19 protein-coding genes are annotated in these 22,868 nt (G+C 46.0%); 7 read left to right on the forward strand and 12 right to left on the reverse strand.

Features of this window, described 5'->3' with window-relative positions; genetic code table 11:
• Positions 1–176: 176 nt before the first annotated feature.
• The 7 genes from PSE7367_RS16505 to PSE7367_RS16535 all read right to left on the reverse strand — a co-directional run bounded on the left by PSE7367_RS16505 (position 177) and on the right by PSE7367_RS16535 (position 9,445).
• Positions 177–1,880: a bifunctional pantoate--beta-alanine ligase/(d)CMP kinase gene (locus PSE7367_RS16505; protein ID WP_015166483.1), complete on the reverse strand. Its 1,704-nt coding sequence runs from the start codon at positions 1,878–1,880 to the stop codon at positions 177–179.
• A 127-nt stretch (positions 1,881–2,007) separates the two neighbouring features.
• On the reverse strand, positions 2,008–2,577 hold the full coding sequence (locus PSE7367_RS16510; protein WP_015166484.1) for a sulfite oxidase-like oxidoreductase: 570 nt from the start codon (positions 2,575–2,577) through the stop codon (positions 2,008–2,010).
• 801 nt (positions 2,578–3,378) lie between these two features.
• Positions 3,379–4,623: an aspartate aminotransferase family protein gene (locus PSE7367_RS16515; protein WP_015166485.1), complete on the reverse strand. Its 1,245-nt coding sequence runs from the start codon at positions 4,621–4,623 to the stop codon at positions 3,379–3,381.
• Positions 4,624–4,845: 222 nt separating this feature from the next.
• Positions 4,846–5,775: a DevA family ABC transporter ATP-binding protein gene (locus PSE7367_RS16520; RefSeq protein ID WP_015166486.1), complete on the reverse strand. Its 930-nt coding sequence runs from the start codon at positions 5,773–5,775 to the stop codon at positions 4,846–4,848.
• A gap of 111 nt (positions 5,776–5,886) precedes the next feature.
• Complete coding sequence (devC, locus tag PSE7367_RS16525; RefSeq protein ID WP_015166487.1) at positions 5,887–7,050, reverse strand: ABC transporter permease DevC; 1,164 nt, start codon at positions 7,048–7,050, stop codon at positions 5,887–5,889.
• A gap of 2 nt (positions 7,051–7,052) precedes the next feature.
• Complete coding sequence (gene devC / locus PSE7367_RS16530; protein WP_015166488.1) at positions 7,053–8,198, reverse strand: ABC transporter permease DevC; 1,146 nt, start codon at positions 8,196–8,198, stop codon at positions 7,053–7,055.
• An 8-nt stretch (positions 8,199–8,206) separates the two neighbouring features.
• A complete protein-coding gene (locus PSE7367_RS16535) occupies positions 8,207–9,445 on the reverse strand; it encodes an HlyD family efflux transporter periplasmic adaptor subunit (RefSeq protein ID WP_225882661.1) in 1,239 nt (412 codons plus the stop codon).
• A gap of 647 nt (positions 9,446–10,092) precedes the next feature.
• On the opposite strand from PSE7367_RS16535, the gene hpsJ-A reads away from it, so the two are divergent.
• The 7 genes from hpsJ-A (at position 10,093) to urtE (ending at position 18,011) form a co-directional block, all read left to right on the forward strand.
• Positions 10,093–10,908 carry an HpsJ-like protein, cyanoexosortase A-associated gene (hpsJ-A, locus tag PSE7367_RS20690; protein ID WP_015166490.1) on the forward strand — a complete coding sequence of 272 codons (816 nt, stop codon included), beginning with the start codon at positions 10,093–10,095 and terminating at the stop codon, positions 10,906–10,908.
• A 122-nt stretch (positions 10,909–11,030) separates the two neighbouring features.
• Entirely contained in the window at positions 11,031–11,624 is a 594-nt protein-coding gene (gene ureG / locus PSE7367_RS16545) for an urease accessory protein UreG (protein WP_015166491.1), read from the forward strand.
• Between the two features lie 728 nt (positions 11,625–12,352).
• Positions 12,353–13,678: an urea ABC transporter substrate-binding protein gene (gene urtA / locus PSE7367_RS16550; protein WP_015166492.1), complete on the forward strand. Its 1,326-nt coding sequence runs from the start codon at positions 12,353–12,355 to the stop codon at positions 13,676–13,678.
• A gap of 309 nt (positions 13,679–13,987) precedes the next feature.
• Entirely contained in the window at positions 13,988–15,187 is a 1,200-nt protein-coding gene (locus PSE7367_RS16555) for an ABC transporter permease subunit (protein WP_015166493.1), read from the forward strand.
• The gene (gene urtC, locus PSE7367_RS16560) at positions 15,180–16,499 is read left to right on the forward strand and encodes an urea ABC transporter permease subunit UrtC (protein WP_015166494.1); all 1,320 of its coding nucleotides are present in this window, start codon (positions 15,180–15,182) and stop codon (positions 16,497–16,499) included. Before PSE7367_RS16555 ends, urtC begins: the two co-directional genes overlap by 8 nt.
• Positions 16,474–17,232: an urea ABC transporter ATP-binding protein UrtD gene (gene urtD / locus PSE7367_RS16565; RefSeq protein ID WP_015166495.1), complete on the forward strand. Its 759-nt coding sequence runs from the start codon at positions 16,474–16,476 to the stop codon at positions 17,230–17,232. Before urtC ends, urtD begins: the two co-directional genes overlap by 26 nt.
• 2 nt (positions 17,233–17,234) lie before the next feature.
• The gene (gene urtE / locus PSE7367_RS16570) at positions 17,235–18,011 is read left to right on the forward strand and encodes an urea ABC transporter ATP-binding subunit UrtE (RefSeq protein ID WP_015166496.1); all 777 of its coding nucleotides are present in this window, start codon (positions 17,235–17,237) and stop codon (positions 18,009–18,011) included.
• A gap of 34 nt (positions 18,012–18,045) precedes the next feature.
• Here the strand turns inward: urtE and PSE7367_RS16575 are convergent, their stop codons facing one another.
• The 5 genes from PSE7367_RS16575 to PSE7367_RS16595 form a co-directional block, all read right to left on the reverse strand.
• Positions 18,046–18,300, reverse strand: a complete 255-nt coding sequence (locus PSE7367_RS16575; protein ID WP_015166497.1) for a DUF6761 family protein — start codon at positions 18,298–18,300, stop codon at positions 18,046–18,048.
• Positions 18,301–18,691: 391 nt separating this feature from the next.
• Complete coding sequence (locus PSE7367_RS16580; RefSeq protein WP_015166498.1) at positions 18,692–19,213, reverse strand: peptidase M22; 522 nt, start codon at positions 19,211–19,213, stop codon at positions 18,692–18,694.
• 130 nt (positions 19,214–19,343) lie between these two features.
• The gene (locus tag PSE7367_RS16585) at positions 19,344–19,559 is read right to left on the reverse strand and encodes a hypothetical protein (protein WP_015166499.1); all 216 of its coding nucleotides are present in this window, start codon (positions 19,557–19,559) and stop codon (positions 19,344–19,346) included.
• Between the two features lie 54 nt (positions 19,560–19,613).
• The gene (locus PSE7367_RS16590) at positions 19,614–21,317 is read right to left on the reverse strand and encodes an HD family phosphohydrolase (RefSeq protein WP_015166500.1); all 1,704 of its coding nucleotides are present in this window, start codon (positions 21,315–21,317) and stop codon (positions 19,614–19,616) included.
• Positions 21,318–21,900: 583 nt separating this feature from the next.
• Positions 21,901–22,764: a hypothetical protein gene (locus PSE7367_RS16595; protein WP_015166501.1), complete on the reverse strand. Its 864-nt coding sequence runs from the start codon at positions 22,762–22,764 to the stop codon at positions 21,901–21,903.
• Positions 22,765–22,868: the final 104 nt, after the last annotated feature.

Here is a 22,868-nt window from a genome sequence, read left to right on the forward strand (position 1 = left end):
AGGATGATGAACTCCGCTACTAGATTCAATTTAGCCAATTCAGTGAGAACCAGTTAATCAACTTCGGGCTTGTTCGTTCATGCCTATTATTATGAAGCAGGCAAGCTGAATCAGGTAGTGGGACAAACCGTCTGCGAAGGGTGATGTTTTCCCCATATTCCCTCAGAGCGAGGAAATTAAGTTCTGGGTCGCTGCTGCTCATAAATATCAATGATCCGTGCAATTACTGCCTCGATCGACAGGCCATCGGTATTCACCTCGATCGCATCTTCAGCCTTGCGCAGCGGCGCGATTGCCCGATTACTATCTTGCTGATCGCGGGCTTGAATCGCTTCAACCAGAGACTGTAAATCCTGAGAGCGATCGCCCTTTTCAATTAACTCCAGATGTCTACGGCGGGCGCGTTCTTGCACCGAGGCAGTCAGAAAAATTTTAACTTCCGCATCCGGAAAAACATAGGTACCAATATCGCGGCCTTCCATCACCACGCCTCCTGACTTGGCAATCTGGCGTTGTTTCTCGGTCAAAATCTGCCGCACATAGGCTTGCGCCGCGATCGCCGAGACATTTGCAGTTACTTCTTGCGATCGGATTGCGGTGGTAATATCAAGTCCATTCAATTTCACCAGTTGGGGCTGATCTGGTGAAGCGGCTTGAATCAGTTCGATCTGGCTCTGAGCGGCAATTTCCGCAATATGGGCATAATTCTCTCGATCGCCAGGGTTAAGTCCTGCTTGCAACACCGCCAGGGTTACCGCCCGATACATTGCCCCCGTATCAATAAACAACAAATTAAGTTGCTGTGCTACTGCCCTGGTCACCGTAGATTTGCCAGCACCAGCAGGGCCATCGATCGCCACGATCGGCTGTCGATCCCGCAACAAAATATTATCAATCAAGCGAGTTTTACCCACAAAAGCAGCGATCGCCAACAGAGCAATATTAGATCCATTCTGTTCACTAAGATTAAGCTCGCTCGGCTTATTTTGATTAGCTGCCGCACCAATTTTAGTTAATGTTTGTAAGTTTTTAGCATCAACCAGTTCCACATAATCTAAGCTTACTAATGGCTCGATCGCCACAGCATCAACCACTTGCTGTTTGAGTAATTCAGCCTGACGCACTCCCGCTCGAAATGCTTGCTGGGCAGTTTGCAAAGCACGATATAGTACCGTTGCTGCCCGACGTTGATTTGCATCTAAATATTGATTCCGCGAACTAAGCGCCAAACCATCCTCAGCCCTAACGATCGGGCAGTCTAAAATTTGCACTGGAAAATTTAGCTCACTTACCATCCGCCGCAGAATCGCCAACTGCTGGGCATCCTTCTGACCAAAATAAGCACGATCGGGCTGCACAATATGCAATAGCTTCGTCACGATCGTGGCCACACCATTAAAATGTCCCGGTCGCGTCATCCCCTCCATTGGCTGAGTAATCCTGACAGGCGGAATTACCTGGGTCACGTCAGAAGCGGCCGAGGTATTTGCGCGAACAGTGGTAGGCAGCAGTTCATCTGGTGCAGGCATAAACATGACATCTACGCCCAACTGCTCACATGCCTGGCGATCCTGTTCAAAATCGCGTGGATAATGCTCAAAATCTTCAGTGGGGGCAAATTGCAACGGGTTCACGAAAATACTCACCACAACCAGATCGCAATCCTGCCTTGCTTTGCGAATTAAGCTGGCATGACCAGCATGGAGGGCTCCCATCGTCGGCACCAGGCCAACTAATTGATTGGATTGATTGGTAGATTGCTCAGAATTATTAGAATTATCAGAATTATTAGAGCGATCGCTCGATATTGATCGATTGCGATAGAGTGATAAAAAACAGCGTAAGCCTGCGATCGTTGTAAAAGTAAAAAGTTTGCCCATCTGCTCCGGTCTTATTGCTTGGTCAGGTAGTCTTGGATCAAGAAGCTTCAGCTAGGCGATCGAGACTAACTTGTCTCCCCCAGATAACCCCCAGATAACCCCAATCTAAATCTACCCCAAAGTAAATTTAAATTGAATAACGTTCCTCTAGCCAGGGATCGCCACGATGATGATAGCCATTGCGCTCCCAAAAACCCAGTTGCCGTTCGGTGGTGAACTCCAAACCATTCACCCATTTAGCACTTTTCCAAGCATAGAGGTGCGGCACCACCAATCGCATTGGCCCACCATGCTCAGCGGGTAGGGGTTGATGGTCGAGTTGATGGGCAAAAAAATTATCTGGCCGCATAAATTCAGCGATCGCCAGGTTGGTCGTATAGCCGCCGTAACAATGAATCAATACATGTTTAGCATTAGCGGGCAATTCAAGCTGAGCCATGAAATCAGTTACCCTGATGCCCCGCCAGGTAACATCCAGCTTTGACCAGGTGGTTACACAATGGAAATCAGCGGTGAAGTCACTCTGTGGCAGATTGAGCATATCTTGCCAGCTAAACAACCTCGGCTTAACTTCCCCCCATATCTTCAACTGCCAGTCTTCCATACTAACTTCTGGAGTTGGACCATAGGTCAACACTGGAAAACCCCTGGTTAGATGCTGTCCCTGGGGAACGCGATCGTTATTGCTGACAGGCATAGCGTTCATGATTGATCTTGTAATTAAACATTAACCAAAGCAAAAAATCATCGATTCCGCAAGGCTACTTTTTTACTCTAACCCCGTTTCCAGCTTGAATTTATGACGATTCACTAAGGTTTTAGGGCGTAAAGATCAAAGTGGGTAATCACTTTTGCAAGGCGGGCGGGGCGATTAATATTGCAAATCATAGCAAGTCTCAGCTCCAGAACCAGACAATTTCTTGCTGGACATATTTAAAACCAAAGTTGAAAACCCGAAATTACTTTTGCTCCAGAATTTGAATAGATTTGAATAGATCTGAGTATTATGCGGCTTGAGAATAATCTTTTTTTGTGATATTCCGCAATATCAATATATATGTTGCAACTTAAATATGAGTGATTACTATTACGATCGCAGACATTTCTCATATCTACTCTATTCTATGCTGGTAATAGCGATCGCCATTGATTTAGTTAACAACAAATAAAATCGATAGGTATAATTAGCTACGAATTGGTCAAAAAATCACAAAGTAATGTTGCGGAATCAATGAAGTTTTGTTGCAAATCCAAGAATTGCGTGCTTGGGAGCCTAAGATTTAATCGATAAATAGATTTTTCAAAACTACTATAAAGTCATTAGTGTCCAAAGCTGATGACGCTTAGCCAGCAGCCTCCACAACTGCTGGCATTTGGTATGGTTATTGCTATTTCAATAGCCGATCGTGCCTGAGTAAGGTCAGTTCAATTATTTTTTGTCTTACAATTACATCACTTGCCGAATCAGCTAATTTGAATCTTGGGTGGAGTAATGGTGTTATTTAACCAGCGCTGCGATCGCCTCGGCCACAGTATCGATCGCCTGGTTAATCTCGTCATGGCTCACAATCAACGGCGGCACAAACCTGACCACCTTGGGGCCAGCCGGAACTAAAAGCAATCCTTTTTCGATGCAAGCCTGCACAATATCGCGGGAAGTTAGTTCCACTTCTTCCTTAATCACCAGACCATCAATTAATCCCCAACCTCGTACCTGGTCAAATTGCGCTGGATATTGAGCCACGATCGCATTCAGACGATCTCTGAGTTGTTGGCCGCGCTCTCTGGCATTACCAATCAAATTATGTTGATCAATGGTTTGGCAAACCGTGAGTGCTACCTGGCAGGCAAAGGGATTACCACCAAAAGTGCTGGCATGGTTACCCGGCTCAAAGACATCGCAGTTAGCGCGACACAGCATCGCCCCGATCGGGATGCCGCCCCCCAGACCCTTGGCCGAGGTAAATATATCCGGTTCAATGCCCAGATTTTCATAGCCCCACAGCTTGCCGCTGCGACCCATGCCCACTTGCACTTCATCCAGGATTAGTAAAAGCCCTTTCTCATCACAGATCTGGCGCAGAGCCTGGAAATATTCCCGATCGCCAGGATTAACCCCGCCCTCGCCCTGCAAGGCTTCCAGCATGATCGCGCAAACTTTGCCTTTGTACTTGTCGATCGCGGCCCTGGCTGCTTCCAGGTCATTGTAGGGAATATAGCCAAATCCCGGCACCAACGGATCAAAGCCCTTTTGATATTTGGGCTGTCCAGTGGCCGTAATTGTGGCCAGAGTGCGGCCATGAAAACTCGCCTTGGCGGTAAGAATCATGGGCTCAGCAATATTTAACTTGTCATGGGCATATTTACGCGCCAGTTTGATCGCCGCTTCATTCGCCTCTGCTCCAGAATTACAAAAGAACGCCTTATCAGCGCAGGAATTTTGCACTAGCCACTTGGCCAATTCCCCCTGAGCCGGCACATAGAAAAGATTAGACACATGGTGCAGGGTTTGCATCTGCTGACTCACAGCCTCGGCCATAATCGGATGGGCATGTCCCAGGGTGCAGGTGGCGATCCCAGCCACAAAATCTAAATACTCTTTGCCAGTGTCATCCCACACCCTACAACCTTCACCACGCACCAGCGCGATCGGAAATCTGGCGTAGGTATGCATCACATACTGGTCAAACTCGGTGGTATTGGTTTGATTTTGGGTCTGGGTTTGTTCAGGGGCGATCGTCATAGGGTTAACCTGAATATAAGAACTTGATCAATGTCTGACTATATTTAAATTATTATGCATGATTAATTCCAGGATCGTTAACTGTACCACAAATTGGCCTTGTGATTACTATTCACAGAGTTGCTGGATATTCATTCATTGCGGCAATCCTCTTATCTAGTTATGTCTACCCACTGGCTAGCATTTGGAGGAACTTTGGCAAGACTGCTTATGGCAACATAACTACAACATAAACATGCGGCGATCGAGGGCTTTGGGATCATGGTCAGCCACAAATTGATCCAGGCTCTCGTCTGATTCCAGGTTGCCATCCACCAGATTAATAATCCGATCGGCCACATCCAGAATGCGATTGTCGTGGGTAACCATGAGTACGGTGCAACCATCTTCTTTGGTTAGTTTTTGCATTAGGGTCACCACATCGCGCCCGGTTTTTTTGTCCAGCGCTGCGGTTGGTTCATCTGCCAGAATTAATTTGGGGCGGTTTACCAGGGCTCTAGCGATCGCCACCCGTTGTTTTTGCCCCCCTGATAGGGCATTGGGCTTATAGTCCACCCGATCGCCCAAACCCACTGCGGTTAATACTTCCTCTGCTAGTTGCCGCTTCCGACCTACATCTTTGGTCAATTCGATCGCCATCGATACATTCTGATAGGCACTGAGCGACTCAAACAGGTTATGCGCCTGGAAAATGAAACCAATATTGCGCCGGATTTGCACCAGTTGTGCCTTGCTTAAACCAACCAACTCTTTCCCCAATACCCGCAGACTACCATCATGAACCGATCGCAGGCCACCAATCAAACTCAATAGCGTAGTTTTACCAGAACCCGATGGGCCAGTCATAATTACAATTTGGCCTTTGGGCAGGTCAAGGCTAATATCAAACAGGGCTTGCTTACTAATGTTGCCAACCCCAAACCAGAAGTTAAGATGGCGGATTTTGACAATTAAATTTTCGTCCTTACAATCAGGAATAATACCAGGGCATGGTTCCTGTTCTGCCTTAATATCTGTCTTAATCTCTGCATTAGTATCCGCATTAGTATCCGCATTAGTATCTGCGCGATCGATCTGATGGTCAGGCAGATCGCCTTGCTCCTCACCAATACTATTTACGCTGGTGGCTGGGACTGATGTTTTTTCTTGCATGGCTTCGCGTAATGGTGACTATAGCTTGAGGATTTTAAGAGCCCTAGAGGAGCAATAACCTGTTCAAAATAAATTTGCCACAAATAAAATGGCTTTAACTTAATTACCCACTTACCCAAATACTTCCGCTGGATCGGCGGCTTGTACTTTCCGCACCGCAATGAAGCCAGAAATCACACACATCAAAAAGGTGGCAAGTTGAATATTCAGCGCCCGTCTGAATGTCATTACCATCAGCAGGCCAGTGGCATCAGTGGCCAAATCATAAAGGACAATACTAATCAGCAATCCCGGCAGGAAACCAAGGATGGCCAGAAATAATGCCTCTTGCAGTACCACCCCTAGTAAATACCAATTGGAATAGCCGATCGCCTTGAGGGTGGCATATTCAGCCCAGTGATCAGAAACATCGGTATATAAAATTTGATAGACCAAAATAATCCCCACAAAGAAACTCATGACCGTGAGCAATGAAAAAACAAAGCCAATATTAGTGTTTTCACGCCAGTAATTCAGCTCGCGATCGATGAATTGTTGCTTCGATAGGATCGTGACATCATTGGGCATATTTTTCTGCAGGGTTGCTACCAGTCTATCAACATCAACCCCGTCGGCAAACTTCAAGATGCCCACATCAGTAGTATTGAGGGTGCGATCTTCTTCTTCCGGGCCCAACGAGGCAAAATAACGCAGGAAATTCTGATCGCTCATAATCAAATTGCCATTGCCAGAAGCAAAGTCAGTACCCAAGGTGTAGGTGCCAACGATTTTCACCTGGCGATCGGACAACTCGGTTTCGGTTCCCGCTGCCAAGCCACCGACCTGAGCCTGAGACTTAAGATCAATGATCGCCGTATTGGGCAGCCTGAGCTTTTCTAAATTATCAACAACGCCAGGTAACAACAGCACCGGGTCTTCTAAATTAAATGCCAACACCCTTAGCGGCCAGGTGGCTTTGGTATCTGGGTTTTTCCAATTAGCCGTGTTCATATACAATGCATAGCCGTCTTCTACCCCTTCAAAGGCTCTGGCTTGATAGAGTCGTCGCCGCGCAAATTGTTCGGGCACAAACATATTTTGCTTAATCCGATTGATTACAAACGCATCACCATTGAGCAGCTTTTGTAATTGCACCTGGGAATCATAGAGGGCATTTTGGAAGCCCTGGAAAATAAACATTAATAGCACCGCAAACCCAACTCCAGCCAGGGCAGTAACCAGGCGGCGTTTTTCATGGGTGAGGTTTAACCAGGCCAGTGGTGTAGCCAGAATCATGCTTAAAATACCTCCGCTGGATCAGATTGAAGCACCCGCTGAATTGAAATCAACCCCGAAGCGCTGCACATAATCAATGCCAGAATAAATACTGAAATGGCTCGCTCTAAATTCATTGATACGGGCAAAGTGCCAGCGGTGGCATTGAGCGTGAGTTCATATAAAAGCATCGTGATCACCAGGCCAGGGATATAACCAATTACAGCCAGGATCAGCGCTTCTTGCAAAACTACTGAGCAAAGATAAAACGGGCCATAGCCCATCGCTTTAAGGGTAGCGTATTCGGCCATGTGATCATTGATATCAGTGTAGAGAATTTGATAAACAATCACAGTGCCAACAATGAAAGCTACCACTACGCCCATACCAAAAATAAAACCAGTGGAAGTGGTATCAATCCAATAGCGGCGATCGTGCTCGATGATGCCAGGTTTGGTAAAGATATCCACATCTGCTGGTAACATCTCACGGAGTTTGGCGGCAATTATTTCTGGATCAGCATCGGGCGATAGTTGAATTAGACCCAGGTCAATTTCAGCCGGCCCGCGCCGATCGAGATAGCGCTGGAAATTAACATCACTCATGATCACCGTCCCATCGGCAGCAAAGCCACCGCCCAGGTCATATTGACCAACTACCGTGACATCTCGTCTTTCGGTTTCGGTGGTAGTGCCAATTGCTAATGGTCCAAATTCGGGGCGCGATCGCCGATCAATAAAAGCAGTATTGAAGGCGCGCAGTTTTTCCCTGCCTGCGATCGACTTCAACTCCGGCATCAGAAACACTGGATCATTGGGATTAAACCCATAGGCAAAAATGGCGCGATTAATCCGAGTTTCTGGGTTACGCCACTGCATATAACCCACAAATAGGGGCATCACTCGATCCACACCTTTGAGCCCTGCCGCCTGATAAATGCGCTCCACCGGAAAAGGCTTAGTGGTGCTGAGTTCCAGGGTCAGCGGCGAGACCAGGAAAATATCCGCATTCATGCTGCTATAGGTCTGGGAGGCGGTAGTTGCCAATGCCCCCAAAAAACCCAGATTCATAAAGATCAGCAACACCGCAAAGGCCACCCCAGCGATCGCTACAACTAACTTAGTTTTTTCGTGGGTCAGATTGAGCCAGGCCAGCGGTGTTTTGAACATTAGCAATCCTAACCCTCGTTGCGGCTAGCTTCTACATCAATCCGCACATCTACTTGTAAGTTGGTGAGAGCGGCAACCACCTCGCTATCAGCCGGATCGAGCTTAATTCTTACTTCCACCACTCTGGCATCCGCATTGGCAGCAGGATCATCATCTAGCACGTCATTCTTGAAAATCACCCAGCCCACTTCACTAACAGTACCGCTTAATTCCTGCTCAAATGCCCCATTGCGGCTATTTATTTTGGCTGGTTGGCCAATTTCTACCAAACCCACATCAGTTTCGTAAACTTCTGCCACCACAAACATCTGGGTTGTATTACCCATCTCGACGATCCCACCATCACTGGCGATCGCTTCTCCTTCTCTGGTAATCACGCGCAAAATCTGGCCATCTTTTTTAGCCCGGATAATTGTCCGCTCCAGTTGAGCCTCAGCCAATGCCAATGCCTGGCGGGCTGATTCAACCGCCACCTGCACCTGATCTAATGGCAATGAAGTTTGTTGGACTAGCAATTGTGCTTGGGCTAGTTGCACCTGAGTAGAGCGATTGGACTCCAATTGGGTGAGTATCTGCCTGGCATTGTCCAGTTGTTCAGCGGTTTGGGCGGCGGCTGTTTCCTGGCGATCTAATTCCTGTTGAGAAATTGCGCCATCAGCCTGAAGTGATTGCGATCGCCTGAGATCTGCCTGGTCTAGTTCTAACTGTGCCTCAAGGCGGCGAATTTCTGCCTTTTGGGCCGCGATCTCATATTCCTTTGGTAAGTCTGCGCTGATCAGATTGGCCTGGGCTTCTTCGATTTGGCTTTCTCGATTGATCGTAATTGCTAAGAGCCTCTTTTCTGCCTCGGCTAATCGACTTGCTTCCAGGTCACGCTGCGCCAGAGTTTCTGCATAGGTTTCCAAATAAGCGATCGGCTGGCCAGCAGTCACAAAATCACCCCGATCGACCTCTAGAATGGCCAAGCGCTCTCCGGCCGGACCACTCACCAAAATAACTTCTCCCTGGGGTTCAACCCGCCCCAGTGCTGCCACTGAATCGCGCACAGTTTGAGCCTGCTCCGCTTCGATCGCCGCTTGCTGCTCTGCTTGCTGGCGCTGATTGGTGGCGATTAATCTACTTGCCCCAAATCCCAATAGGCCAATTGCTATAACCACACCAGCAATGATCACGGTGCGAGAATTACCGCCTTGTTGACCTCGATCGCCAATAGTCATTTTTAGCTTTTTGCGAATAGGTTTGCACATCTACATAGTTATTTATATTGTAGGTTTTCTCCTCCTCCATTGAGATGATTATTGAATATCAACATTTGATTAGCCCTTAATTCATTTAGGTTAAATACGGTTTTTGCCGAGTAGTTATTAAGCTGAGTAGTTATTGATTAGTGATTAGGCAGAATAGTTAGGCGATCGCCGCAGAAAATATAGTCCAAATAGCGCAATTAAATAAGCTGCCGTCTTTTCTCCTCCATCTCTATTTCTTATTCTTGACAGATTAGGCGATCAGGTTTTAGTCATATTTAGGCAAGAAGGTAATCGGGCGTTAAGTTGAGTCCCAGTAGCATCGAGCCAGGATTTACATAGATCTGCCGCACTCATATTTTAGGAGAATAAAATTACTTAACTTAGCCCAACAAATGTAACGCCGCATTTTGTCTTAAACTCATAAGTAAATACCTATCGTTATGGTTCAGGCCATCGATCGCTTCCATATTTATGCCAGTCATAAATATCAATTTTTATTACCTTTAAAGCAACTAATTAGGTAAGTAATGCCATTTAGCAAATGACTCTTAAATCAGTCTTGCTCCTATGGCTAAATATCATTTCATGTGCAGGACTACCTGCTTAGATAATGCATTGATATAGCTAATAAATATCCAACTTAGGACATGAGCCAGCCCAACCAAGGAAAACCACCAATTAAACCACCACTCCCTAATATTAAGGGTGTGGCTGCTCCAGAAACAGACGGTCCAGCGCAGCGTAAGCAAGCTAAAAGAGCATCTGGTCGGATCAGACTGTCAGATTGGGTTGAAGACAATACCCAAAATATGCTGAGTCTGATCGGTTATGGATTGCTTGGTTTTGCGCTGATTGACTATATCGATATTCTGGTGCCTGCCAGACTCATGAATCCGCAATGGGAACTCCAGGCGATCACTGCCCTGGTGGCAAAAGTATGGGCACCATTATTTGGCTTGATGTTGGTTTTTTGTCGGCGTAAAGGCAGTCTAGGTAAGCGTGAAATGAATCTGCTTAATATCTTTTCGTGGGCTGCACTTGGCCTAGCAATCATCTATTTTGCGCTTATTCCCCTCTCGATCGGTAATGCCTTTCGCTTATCGCAAAATACAACTCAACAACTCACCAACCAGCTCAACCAACAGACTAGTCAACTGGATCAATATCGCCGCGCCGTTGATCAAGCCAATACACCGGCAGATTTAGGGCGTATTTTTGCACCAAATCAACCAACCCCAAATATTCCCGATCCCCAAGCAGCTAAGCAGGAACTACTTACCCAAATTGAACAATATGAGCAAGAGGTGAACACTAATACCCAGCTCAATATTCAATCGACCCGCCGAAACTTGATCAAGCGCACAGTAATTAATGGGTTTACCTGTCTGCTGGCTGGCTGGCTATTTTTCAAGATCTGGCGCTTTAGTCTCTGGGCAAGACAGTGGAAGCGCTTTGCATCATAGATTATTAATAGTCAAATAGTTAATTTGTTGCGATCGTTTTAGATTTGGTGGCCATAAGCTCTTAAGATGGCGATCGTCTCAATCGAATCGGATCTCGGATCTAAATTAACTAAATTAAACCAATGAGCGCATTTCGTGTTGGCATCGCTGGTCCTGTGGGCTCTGGCAAAACTGCTTTAGTTAACAATTTGTGCAAACAACTGCGGCAACATTTCCAGCTTGCAGTGGTCACCAATGATATTTATACCCAGGAAGATGCTCAGTTTCTAGTAAAAGCTGAGGCTTTAGAAAGCAATCGCATTGTGGGCGTAGAAACAGGGGGTTGCCCACACACGGCGATCCGCGAAGATGCTTCGATGAACCTGGTAGCGATCGAGCAGTTGGAGCATGACTTTAATAGCTTAGATTTAGTATTCGTAGAAAGTGGCGGTGATAATCTGGCTTCCACCTTCAGCCCCGAATTAGTGGATTTAACTATTTATGTGATTGATGTGGCGGCCGGCGATAAAATTCCGCGTAAGGGTGGCCCTGGTATTACCAAATCAGATCTACTGGTGATTAACAAAATTGATTTGGCTCCCCATGTGGGTGCTGATCTGGGCATAATGGAGCGCGATGCCAAAAAGATGCGCGGCGATCGCCCTTTTGTGTTTACTAATCTCAAGCAGCAAATTGGCTTAGATACTGTGGTGCAGTTTATTAACCAGAATATGTAGCAGTTTATTATTGCCGCATAATTCAAGACTAAGAAAATGTTAATAAGCGATTAAGAAAAGATGATACGGGTGCTTGCGTAAATTCGATTGCAGGGATGCAATTATCGCCATATCCGAAACAAACATTTACAAACCATTGCATATTTTTGGTCTGCCCATAAATACAAGCCTGTGATGCTGCTCATTCAGGCCAGATAGCGATCGCTTGAAGTGCCTACTATCTGGTTGGGTAAGAGTTGCCCTATTGTTCGCGGCGATCGCTGATTAGAGCAGATCATGATTGAACTAAAAATCAAATTTTTACAATGATTGACACCAAAAAGCTAATGAACAACTGTGAAAATAGCTGTTTTAACAATTTCTGTATCAAAAAGCACACTTGATGGATAACGGCTAACCTTAATATCTCAATTCAGGTCGGATTAATAATAGCGACCACATATAGCGGTAGCAATGTTAAGGTAGGGCGAAATTTTAAGGCAAATGTTCCTTTGATTGGCTCAACTGCACTAAATATATTTATTGCCCATTATTGCCCAGAAATAGCGTTGCGATCGCTGAACTTTATCTACCCTGCCCTCACACCAGTATTAATCTAATTTGCTGAGGCATTTTTGCTGAGGCATTAGTATTCTGAAGCATTCGCATCCTGAAATATTTTGGGATGCAATCCCTAATTCCAATCCCCTATTAATTTAAAGTTCCCAGGTAGTTAATCTAGATAGAGAATGAACGAATTTAACCGACGTAAGTTTTTGATTTTGGGTTCTGCGTCACTAGCCACTACCCTACTGCTAAAGGCTTGTGCCAGCCCCGAAGCCCCTGCTCCAACTGAGCCCACTACAACCACAGAAGAGCCAGATACCCCTGCGGCTACTGATGGCGATACGATCAAAGTAGGGATTTTGCACTCCCTCAGCGGCACCATGGCGATCAGTGAAAAGAGTGTAGTTGATGCCGAACAATTGGCGATCAAAGAAATCAATGAAGCTGGTGGTGTATTAGGCAAGCAGATCGAAGCGATCGTTGAAGATGGTGCTTCCGATTGGCCGACCTTTGCGGAAAAAGCTGCCAAGCTGATCGATCAAGATGAAGTGGTAACTGTATTTGGTTGCTGGACTTCCGCCAGTCGCAAAGCTGTGCTGCCAGTATTCGAGAACAAAGACCACATGCTCTGGTATCCAGTCCAGTATGAAGGCCAAGAATGTTCTAAAAACATCTTCTACACTGGCGCTGCTCCCAACCAGCAGATCGAACCAGCCGTAGATTGGCTGTTGGAAAACAAAGGCACTGACTTCTTCCTGGTCGGTTCTGACTATGTGTTCCCCCGTACCGCCAACACAATCATCAAGGCTCAGCTTGAAGCCAACGGTGGCACAACCGTGGGTGAAGACTATATTCCCTTGGGTAGTACCGAAGTTACGCCAATCATCACCAAAATCAAGGCTGCCTTGCCCGATGGTGGTGTAATCTTCAACTCCCTCAATGGTGACAGCAATGTTGCTTTCTTCAAACAGCTAGAAGGTGCTGGCTTGACCGCTGATCAATACCCCACCATGTCGGTCAGTATCGCAGAAGAAGAAGTCAGAGCGATCGGCCCTGATATCCTCAAGGGTCACTATGCCGCTTGGAACTACTTCCAAACCGTTGAATCAGATGCTAGCAATGCATTTGTGGAAGCATTTAAGGCCGAATATGGTGACGATCGCGTTGTCAATGACCCGATGGAAGCCGCTTATGTGATGGTAAAAATCTGGAGCCAAGCGGTAGAAACTGCTGGCACCACTGATCTAGAGCCTGTGCGCGAAGCTGCCCTGGGTCAAACCCTTGAAGCCCCTGGTGGTACCTACACCCTGGAAAATAACCATCACCTATCTAAGGTAGTCCGGATTGGCGAAGTCCGTGATGATGGTCTATTTGAGATTGTCTTTGCAACCGACGGGCCGGTAACGCCAATTCCCTGGAACCAATATGTGGCTGAGACCAAAGGTTTTGCCTGCGATTGGTCTGATCCAGACAAGGGCGGCAAGTACGAAGATCCTAGCTTAACCTAGTTATTTAGATTTAGTTATTTGGTGCTTTAACCAGCGTTTGACAGTATTTTATTTGTATTTTTAACAACTTAAATACTGCTGAACTGCTTGAGCTTCGCAACTGTTATATGTTTGGGTAATGTGGTAGGCCTGTTGCCTCTAATCTTGCTAAGGATTATTGCTAGCTATATGTTTAGCCATATATTTGCAGGTCTAAACCCACCCCAAATATGTATTTAAGTGTGTGATCCGAGATACAGTTGCGAGTCGGTCACCCAGCGTACGATGTCAGAAACTAAACAAACTAGAATCTAGCCTAGGGAAAACAACTTGGTACTTGTACTCGAAGGAATATTCAATGGAATTAGCACAGGCTCGGTGTTGCTTTTGGCAGCGCTGGGTCTGGCGATTGTTTTTGGACTTATGGGCGTAATTAATATGGCCCATGGCGAACTTTTGATGATCGGTGGTTACACCACTTTTCTGGTGCAAAAGGGATTTGAATTCCTCGATGAAAAATGGTTCGGCTTTTCTATTCCCGTAGCCCTGATCGCTGCTTTTCTGGTCACGGCCATATTTGGCTTGATTTTGGAAAATGGCGTAATTAAATATTTGTATGGCAGGCCCCTGGAAACATTGCTGGCCACCTGGGGTGTAAGCTTGATTTTGCAGCAATTTGTACGCAGTGTGAACTGGGTGCTGGTGGCAGGGATCGCCATCTTTAGTGCCCTATTCTTTGGTGGCATGTGGTTGCTGAAGTGGCGCTTGGCCAAACGAATTGCCGATTGGGATCGCTGGCAAGCCCTGGCGGGTTTGGTTCTGTTTCCATTGTCAGCCGGGATTGCGATCGCAGTGGGTCTGGTCATGTCTAAGATCTATGAATTGACTGTGACTAAACCCTGGTTTGGCGCTCAGAATGTTGGCATTGTGACCCCTGAATGGCTAACCGGCGGCCTGTTGCTAAGCGACATTGGTGTCCCGGAACCGATCGGCACGATCCAACTGCCAATGACGCGTTTGTTTATTCTGGGCTTAACGATCGCCTGTATTATTTGCATTTATCTATTTCTCAATGCCACCAGTTGGGGCTTGCGGATTCGTGCTGTCACCCAAAACCGCTCCATGAGTTCCTGTTTGGGAATTCCCACCAAAACCGTCGATTCCCTCACCTTTGCGATCGGCTCTGGTCTGGCTGGGATCGCTGGCTGTGCGGTAAGTTTTTTAGGCCCAGTTGGCCCCAATACTGGTCAGGCTTATATTGTGAATGCATTCATGGTGGTGGTAGTTGGCGGCGTAGGTAAACTGGTGGGCAGTATTATTGCCGCCCTGGGATTGGGCACGATCGATTATTTAATTGGCTCCGGTACGATCGCCCTTATTGCTACCCCGCTAAAACCTGTAGCAGAATTTTTTACCTTCTTCGCCACCAGTAGCATGTCCAAGGTGATGCTATTTGCTTTGATTGTGGCATTCTTGCAATTCAAGCCCGCTGGTTTATTCCCTCAGAAAGGACGGACGGTCGATGCCTAGCCAAAAGCCCAAGAGTGAGTTAGACCAGGATAAATTGGGAGCGATGTCGGATTCACCAGTTAATCCAAGTAAGACGGATGCAGTGGTTAGCGATCTTGATCCTGATCCTGATCCTGACGAGCTAACCGCAAATTCTGCCTCAGTTCAATCTAAACCAAGTCTATGGCGATCGCTTCGTGCCCTTAGAGGTGAGGCGATTGCTGTAGTGGTGATTGGTTTGCTGTTGGCCTTTGTGGTGCCGCCGATTTTAACTGCGATCGGTCAGGAATTTAGGATTACATTGATGGGCAGGTTTTTAGCCCTGGCGATCGTGGCGCTGGGCATAGATCTAATCTGGGGTTACACCGGCCTGCTCAGTCTTGGGCATGGGGTATTCTTTTCGCTGGGTGGTTATGCCCTGGCCATGCATTTAAAGTTACAAATTCCCGCCGATGCCAGCAGTCAATTACCAGAGTTCATGGGACTCTATGGCGTAGATGAATTACCCTGGTTCTGGCAGCCATTCTATTCATTTCCGTTTACGCTAATAGCTTTGATGGTAATCCCGGCGATCGTGGCTGGCATTCTGGGCTATCTGGTATTTCGCAATCGGATTCGTGGGGTTTATTTCTCGATCCTGACCCAGGCCACCACGATCATTTTCTTTAACTTTTTTAATGGCCAGCAAAAATTAATCAATGGCACCAATGGCCTGACCGACTTCAACACGATCCTGGGTGCGGATGTAAATTCTGATAGTACCCAACGCGCTTTTTATCTGCTTACGATCGTGGTGCTGGCCGCTGCCTATGCGCTCTGTCGCTGGCTCACCAGTGGTAGCTTTGGCCGATTGCTGGTGGCGATCCGCGATGACGAGGCGCGGGTGAGATTCTCTGGCTATAATCCCACCTGGTTCAAGGTATTGGTATTTGCCATTTCCGCTGCCCTGGCTGGTATTGGTGGCGCTCTGTATACGCCCCAAACTGGGATTATTTCACCAGACACGATGAACATAGCCTTTTCGATCGAGATGGTAATTTGGGTAGCCGTAGGTGGCCGTGCCAGCCTGGTTGGCGCAATTTTAGGCGCTCTGGTAGTTAATTTCAGCAGTAGTATTTTAAGTGAACAGTTTCCGGCGGTGTGGTCATTTTCGCTGGGTGCTTTGTTCTTGATCGTAGTGTTGGCATTGCCCCAGGGGATTTTAGGCTGGTTTCGATCGCGCGGCTGGGAGAAACTACTCTATATCTTTGGTTGGCGCAAGCGTAGCTACACCTACCCCAGTTTAGAAGAAGACCCAGAGGTGCAGTATGAACGAAAGAATATTGGAAATTGAGAACCTCACCGTTAGCTTTGATGGCTTTAAGGCGCTTAATGAGCTTAACTTTTCGATGGAAAAGGGCGAGCTGCGGGTGATTATTGGCCCCAATGGCGCTGGCAAAACCACCTTTTTAGATGTGATTACTGGCAAAGTAAAGCCCACGATCGGCCAGGTACGGTTTAAGGGTAAAAATTTACGATCGCTAAAGGAGCATAATATTGCCCAGCTTGGCATTGGCCGCAAGTTTCAAACCCCCAGGGTCTATCTTAACCTTACGCCCAGGGAAAATCTGGGACTGTCGGCCAGCCGTGATAAAAATGTGATTAGTAATTTGTTTAAGCGATCGACAGTTAGAGAAAGGCGACAGGTAGAACATCTGTTGGGTGTGATTGGCTTGACCGCCAAGGCCGACATCAAAGCCGATCTGCTTTCCCACGGCGAAAAACAATGGCTGGAAATTGGTATGTTAGTGGCACAATCACCTGATTTACTGTTGGTGGACGAACCAGTGGCTGGATTAACCGATGAAGAAACCGCCAAAACTGGTAAGCTGCTCACCGATCTAGCCGAAGATCATTCGATTATTGTGATTGAACATGATATGGAGTTTGTGCGGCAGATCGCCCGCAAGGTAACGGTTTTGCACGAGGGCACAGTGCTGTGTGAGGGCAATATTGAAGAAGTTCAAAATGATCCGCGTGTGATCGAAGTTTATCTGGGTCAATCTGAAGAGGACGAGGCAGCTTAATAATGAGTAGTAGTTCGATCGCCAAAGACATCATCCAAACTAACCATAGTCGAGGTGACCAAGTACCAACCTTGCACATTACTAATCTGGATGTCTATTATGGCGAAAGCCATATCCTGCGCAATGTGGATATGAGTGTATTGCCAGGTCAAATGGTCTGTTTGATTGGTCGTAATGGGGTGGGCAAAACTACGCTGCTTAAAACTGTGATTGGTTTGCTGTCGGCTCGACGCGGCAAGGTGGAGCTAAAGGATCAGTTAATCAATTCACTTACCCCCGATCGCCGGGCTAGATTGGGCGTTGGCTATGTCCCCCAGGGACGAGAGATTATCCCCCGCCTCACCGTCAAAGAAAATTTGTTTTTGGGTATGGAAGCATTACCACCCAGAAAGCGTAAAAACAAAGGCGCGATCAATGCCACGATCGATCTGGTATACGAACTATTCCCAGTAATCAAAGAAATGCTGAGTCGAATGGGCGGCGACCTCAGCGGTGGGCAACAACAACAATTGGCGATCGGTCGTGCTTTGATGGGGCAGCCCGAATTATTATTACTCGATGAACCGACTGAAGGCATCCAACCTTCAATTATCCTAGAGATTGAAGCGGCGGTTAAGCAGATCGCGGCGGCAGGCACGTCAGTTTTGCTGGTGGAGCAGCACTTGCATTTTGTTAAACAGGCCGATTGGTACTATGCCATGCAAAAGGGCGGGATTGTTTCTTCTGGTGTAACTGCTGACCTGAGTAATGAAGTGATTCAACACTTCTTAGCTGTTTAGTTTTTTGATTTAAAAATTTAAAATATTAACTTAATTAATTTTCTCGTTCCGTCATCAATTCATAATTACCCGAAGAAGAGAAATTAGAAGAATCATATAAAAATCTAGACACTTCATCTTCCAAACGATGGATCAGGTGTGCTTCGATCGTATTGTTGCAGCGGAGTGAGGCCAGATAACCATCCACATATAGACGAAGTTCGTCACGAGTGTAACCTCGATCTTTCAATTCAACCAGGGAATCAGTAATTTTCTGGTAATTTCGGATTGTGCGAGTGTCTTGAAGCATGGCTTTTAGAGAAGGAAATCAATACTTAAGCAACGATATCTTAAGGTTTGTATATAGTGTATCAAGAAATTTAACTTTACTTTGGCGAAAAGATACAATCTTTGGGATCTTTGGGATCTTTGGGAATTATGACCGGGCACTTAGATATATTGTTCCTTAATCTATTCATACCCAAGTTTTGACCAGGATCTAACTATAGTAAGCAAGTTAGTAGATTTCTTAATCTTTGTTAGCAAAAGAAAAGATCGATCGGCAATAATCACTTGAACCAGACATTTATCCTTTGGTTGTAATAGTTATAGCTAATTCTGGCACCAATCAACCAGACCTAATTTCCGCCCCAATCCTACTGGTTTGGTAGGGTTTACCGCCTAACTCTCTCTCTTAGCGATTAAACAGGGCTACCACCATAGATTGGCAGAGCCTCAGCCCAATTGGGCGATCGCCCCTGTTGCCACTGCTCAAACGCCAATTCTAATAGCCCCTGGCTGTCCGATCGAGGTGGTTCAAAATTGCGGCAATAGGCAGAAATTGCATCACAATCGATCGCAAATACTGGTAGATCTAACTGCTGCCCCAGGGTTCGTGCCAAAACTACACCGATGCGGGTGCTGGTAAAACTTCCCTTGCCACTGGCGATCGCAATAAATACTAGATCTTGCCAGCTCAATTCGGCCATTACCTCCGCCAAGCAGGTATGGATCTGGTGAGATAGATCGCGCCCCAAGTGCCAGGCACGATCGATCGGCTTGGTCAAAGCAGTCTCGCTACGATTGTATATTTGTGCCCTAGACTCAGAATTATCGAGATGATCGAGCTGCAAATCTGACACATTTAACCGAATTGGCTCAATCTCAGCGATCGTAATCCCCAATTCAGCCGTAGTAGTGTGGAGGGCAAGAGCGATTTTCATCAAAAAATTAATCCAGAAAATTAATCCACAAAAAAAAGACAACTGCGATCGTTGCCTGAGCTAAAAGTTATAAGTACTTAAATTTCTAGTTACAAATTTTTAGAGTCTTTTGCTAGATTAGCTACAGCACCTAGTTATCAGTTGCCGTTGTGCTATTCGACTCTTCATTACTATTACTGTTATTACTGTTTTCAGAATTGTTATTTTCTTTGTTGGTATTAAAACCATCGCCGGAATTATTGTATCTACGGCGGAAACGATTGCTGTTAGAGCGCTTGCGAAACTTACGTGCGTAGGCCTGATTGCGAAGAGCTTTTTCTTTTTTTAAGTTACGGCGCTTAGCCATATTAATCCGTACTACCTCATTAAATGTTGCATTTGCACCTTAGCATAAATTGGCCTAGCCTGAATTTTTGGGCGTATAACCAGGAATCTTAGTTAGATCGACGTTATCGATCTGATCTGGATCCATATGCTCCAAGGCATAGCGTAAATAAACCTGCTCATCGATGAATAGATCAAATAGATCGGGATCGATGTGGTTATCTAATTTCATCTTGCCCAAAATGGTAAGACATTCCGTCAGCGTCTTGCCTTTTTTATAGGGGCGATCCTTAGCACTCAGGGCTTCAAAAATATCCGCGATCCCCATCATTCTAGCCGGAATCGACATTTCTTCCCGCTTCAATCCCTTTGGATATCCCTTCCCATCCATCCGTTCATGGTGACCACCGGCCAATTCAGGCACGCGGCGCAGGTTCTTGGGATAGGGCAAGGCTTCAAGCATATCGATCGTCACCACCATATGGTGATTAATAATATCTCGCTCTTCTTTGGTGAGAGTGCCTTTTGTCACGTTGAGATTATAGACTTCTTCCTCGGTAAGAAAATTAGTTTTATTACCCGATTGATCGACCCATTGATACTCAGAAATTTGCAATACGCGTTCTTTTAATTGCTCGGACATGAACTCTGAGCCCATATTACAAATATGCAAAAACTGACGATCTTGATCTAGTTGCTGCAGGGTTTGTTGATAATTAGCCGCCAGCTTTTCTATAGTTGTAGAGAGATCCACTTGGGGTGAAGCTTCCAGGAGGGCAACCTTTTGCTTGAGCAATTCAATTTCGGCATCCCGCTTCAGCACTTCAAATCTGGTGTCTACCAGCTTAATCCGATCGAATATGGTTTCTAGCTTGGTAGCTTTATCAATTACATGCACCGGCGTGGTTACTTTGCCGCAATCATGTACCAGGCCAGCGATCTTTAGCTCATATAGCTCCTCTTCGGTCATGCTGAAATCCTGGAAAACACCAGATTCCACCCCGCAAGCAGCTTCCGCCATCATCATCGTCAGGATTGGCACCCGCCGACAATGGCCACCGGTGTAGGGGGATTTATCATCGATCGCCTTAGCGATGAGACTAATAAAGGATTCAAATAGCAGCCGGAACTCTTGCACCAGCTTATGGTTGGTCAGGGCGATCGCCGCCTGTGATGCCAATGACTCCGCTACTCGTTTGGCCTGATCCGAGAAAGGAATAATCTCGCCAGTGGTTGAATCCTGAGCATTAATTAACTGCAATACACCAATTAGCTCATGCTCATGGTTATACATTGGCACCGTCAGAAATGACTTGGAGCGATAGCCCATTTTTTTATCAAAAGAGCGCGTGCCAGCAAAGTCAAACCCTTCTGCCGCATAGGCATCGGGAATATTAATAGTTTCATTATGAACCGCCGCGTAGGCCGCCACCATACAATCATTGGTATTGCCCTCAATGCCGTAGAGGGGAATTGGATCAAATGGGATCGGAATACCAGTAGTCCCCCCCATTTTGATCTGCAAGGATTCAGTCAGCATGATCTCAAACCTTAGGTGGCGATCGTCTGTAGCGGTGTAAATCGTGCCACCATCAGCATTAAGAATACTCTTGGCTCCAGTTAAAATCATCTCCAGCAAACTGCGGGTGTCTCGCTGCGCCGAAAGGGCAATGCCGATCGCATTTAGCTTTTCGACCCGTTCAAATATTTCCGTCCCCACCACAGAAGCGATTTCCACTGGGTGTGAAGAGTTATTTGCATTTAGCTTAGCTTCAACCATATCAGGACTCAAGGAATGATTAACTTGCTCAACTGATCGATCGCCTTCACGATATTCACAAAAATTGATGCTTAGTCACAAATTGGCATTATTAATTTAATCGCCAACCAGTCCATCTCTATTATGACTAACCCCACTAATTATTAATATTATTAATACTCGATCAACCTGGCTTTGATGCCTAATTTCATGCTTAGAACAATATTTTCCCTAGCGCTCCATCAAATTAGGATTGAGGTGCAACACCCTGGATAGGTTACTTGCCATGCAAGTAGTTTGAAACCAAGCAAGACAAAGCATTAATCACAAACCGTCGATCGTAAGATTAGTCATACTATACTTACATCCTTAGCACCTATATCCTCGGCCAATCACACGAATCACACGAATACTACCAGATATCCTGGCAATAGGTATTTTTCTTGTTTTTATTATGGTTTTATTGTGCCTAATTATGCTCAAGCATCGCTTTTTGCGGCCAGGAGTTAAGTATAGAAAGTTACCAAATATCTTCAGGCTGAGATAGTTAATCTTGCTGAAGCCGATAACTTTAGGTGCGATCGCTTACTATTAATTGCTCAACTCAATTAACTGCTTCCCAGGTTTTCACCAGAGCCGCAGCGATCGGCTCAACCACTTCTCGATCTTGCCAATAGCCATTGTGTGAAAAAGCATTCCAACTAGTGAAGAAATTACCAGCGTTGACTTTCTTATCTTCTACAGCTTCTTTATATTTCTCGTTCATATGCTGAAATGGGAAGCCCAATGGATCATTCGTATCGTAGAAATTGAGCCATTTGCCAGTTAAACCAGAATAATAGTTGTTTAGCTGGGGCGCAGGCACTGTAATTGGTGTGCCAAAGTCTTCATGAGCTAGTCCCCAGAGCGGGAGCTGCGAACCAAAAGTATAAAACAGTGTCAGAGTTTCACCTTTCTCAAGTGGTGTATCGCCAATTCTAGCTTTTAGCTCTGGTGTCTCATTTTGTAGATTCCACACATAATTGCTGGCGATCGTAGTGCCCAGACTGTGGCTAATGATACAAAGGGGGGCATTATTGCCTGCTTCGGCTGCTAAATCAGCGAGAGCTTGGGCAAATGGTGCATGAATTTGTTGCATTAATCGTCCATCGCCAGGGAATGAATAGGCGATCGCGTCACCTAACATATGAAATACAAAATCCCGGAGTTTGAAAGGGTTACTTAGCTTGTTGTAGCCGATCCTGCTGGCTAGCTTATCCTCAAGTATTTGCACAATCTCAGCCCAGTAAATTGGCTTGATAACCAGTTTTGAACGAGCTTGCTCAATTGATTCGCCCCTAAGTTGAGCAAATTTTTTGATCAATTTTGCAGGCATGCCGCTGATATATTTCTTGCTGCTAGGATCAGCAAAATCAGGATTTGCCATACCAATACCGTGAATCGCAGCGATCGCAATCTTTTGATTCATAATTTATGATCCTCTGGAAAAACTCTGCTATACCGACCTGGCCACCGCAAATATATGCTATCGATTGCATTTTCAAGTCACGCGATAAACATAACATCAACACT

Origin of the sequence: Pseudanabaena sp. PCC 7367 (assembly GCF_000317065.1) — a bacterium.
GTDB classification, from domain to species: Bacteria; Cyanobacteriota; Cyanobacteriia; order Pseudanabaenales; family Pseudanabaenaceae; genus Thalassoporum; species Thalassoporum mexicanum.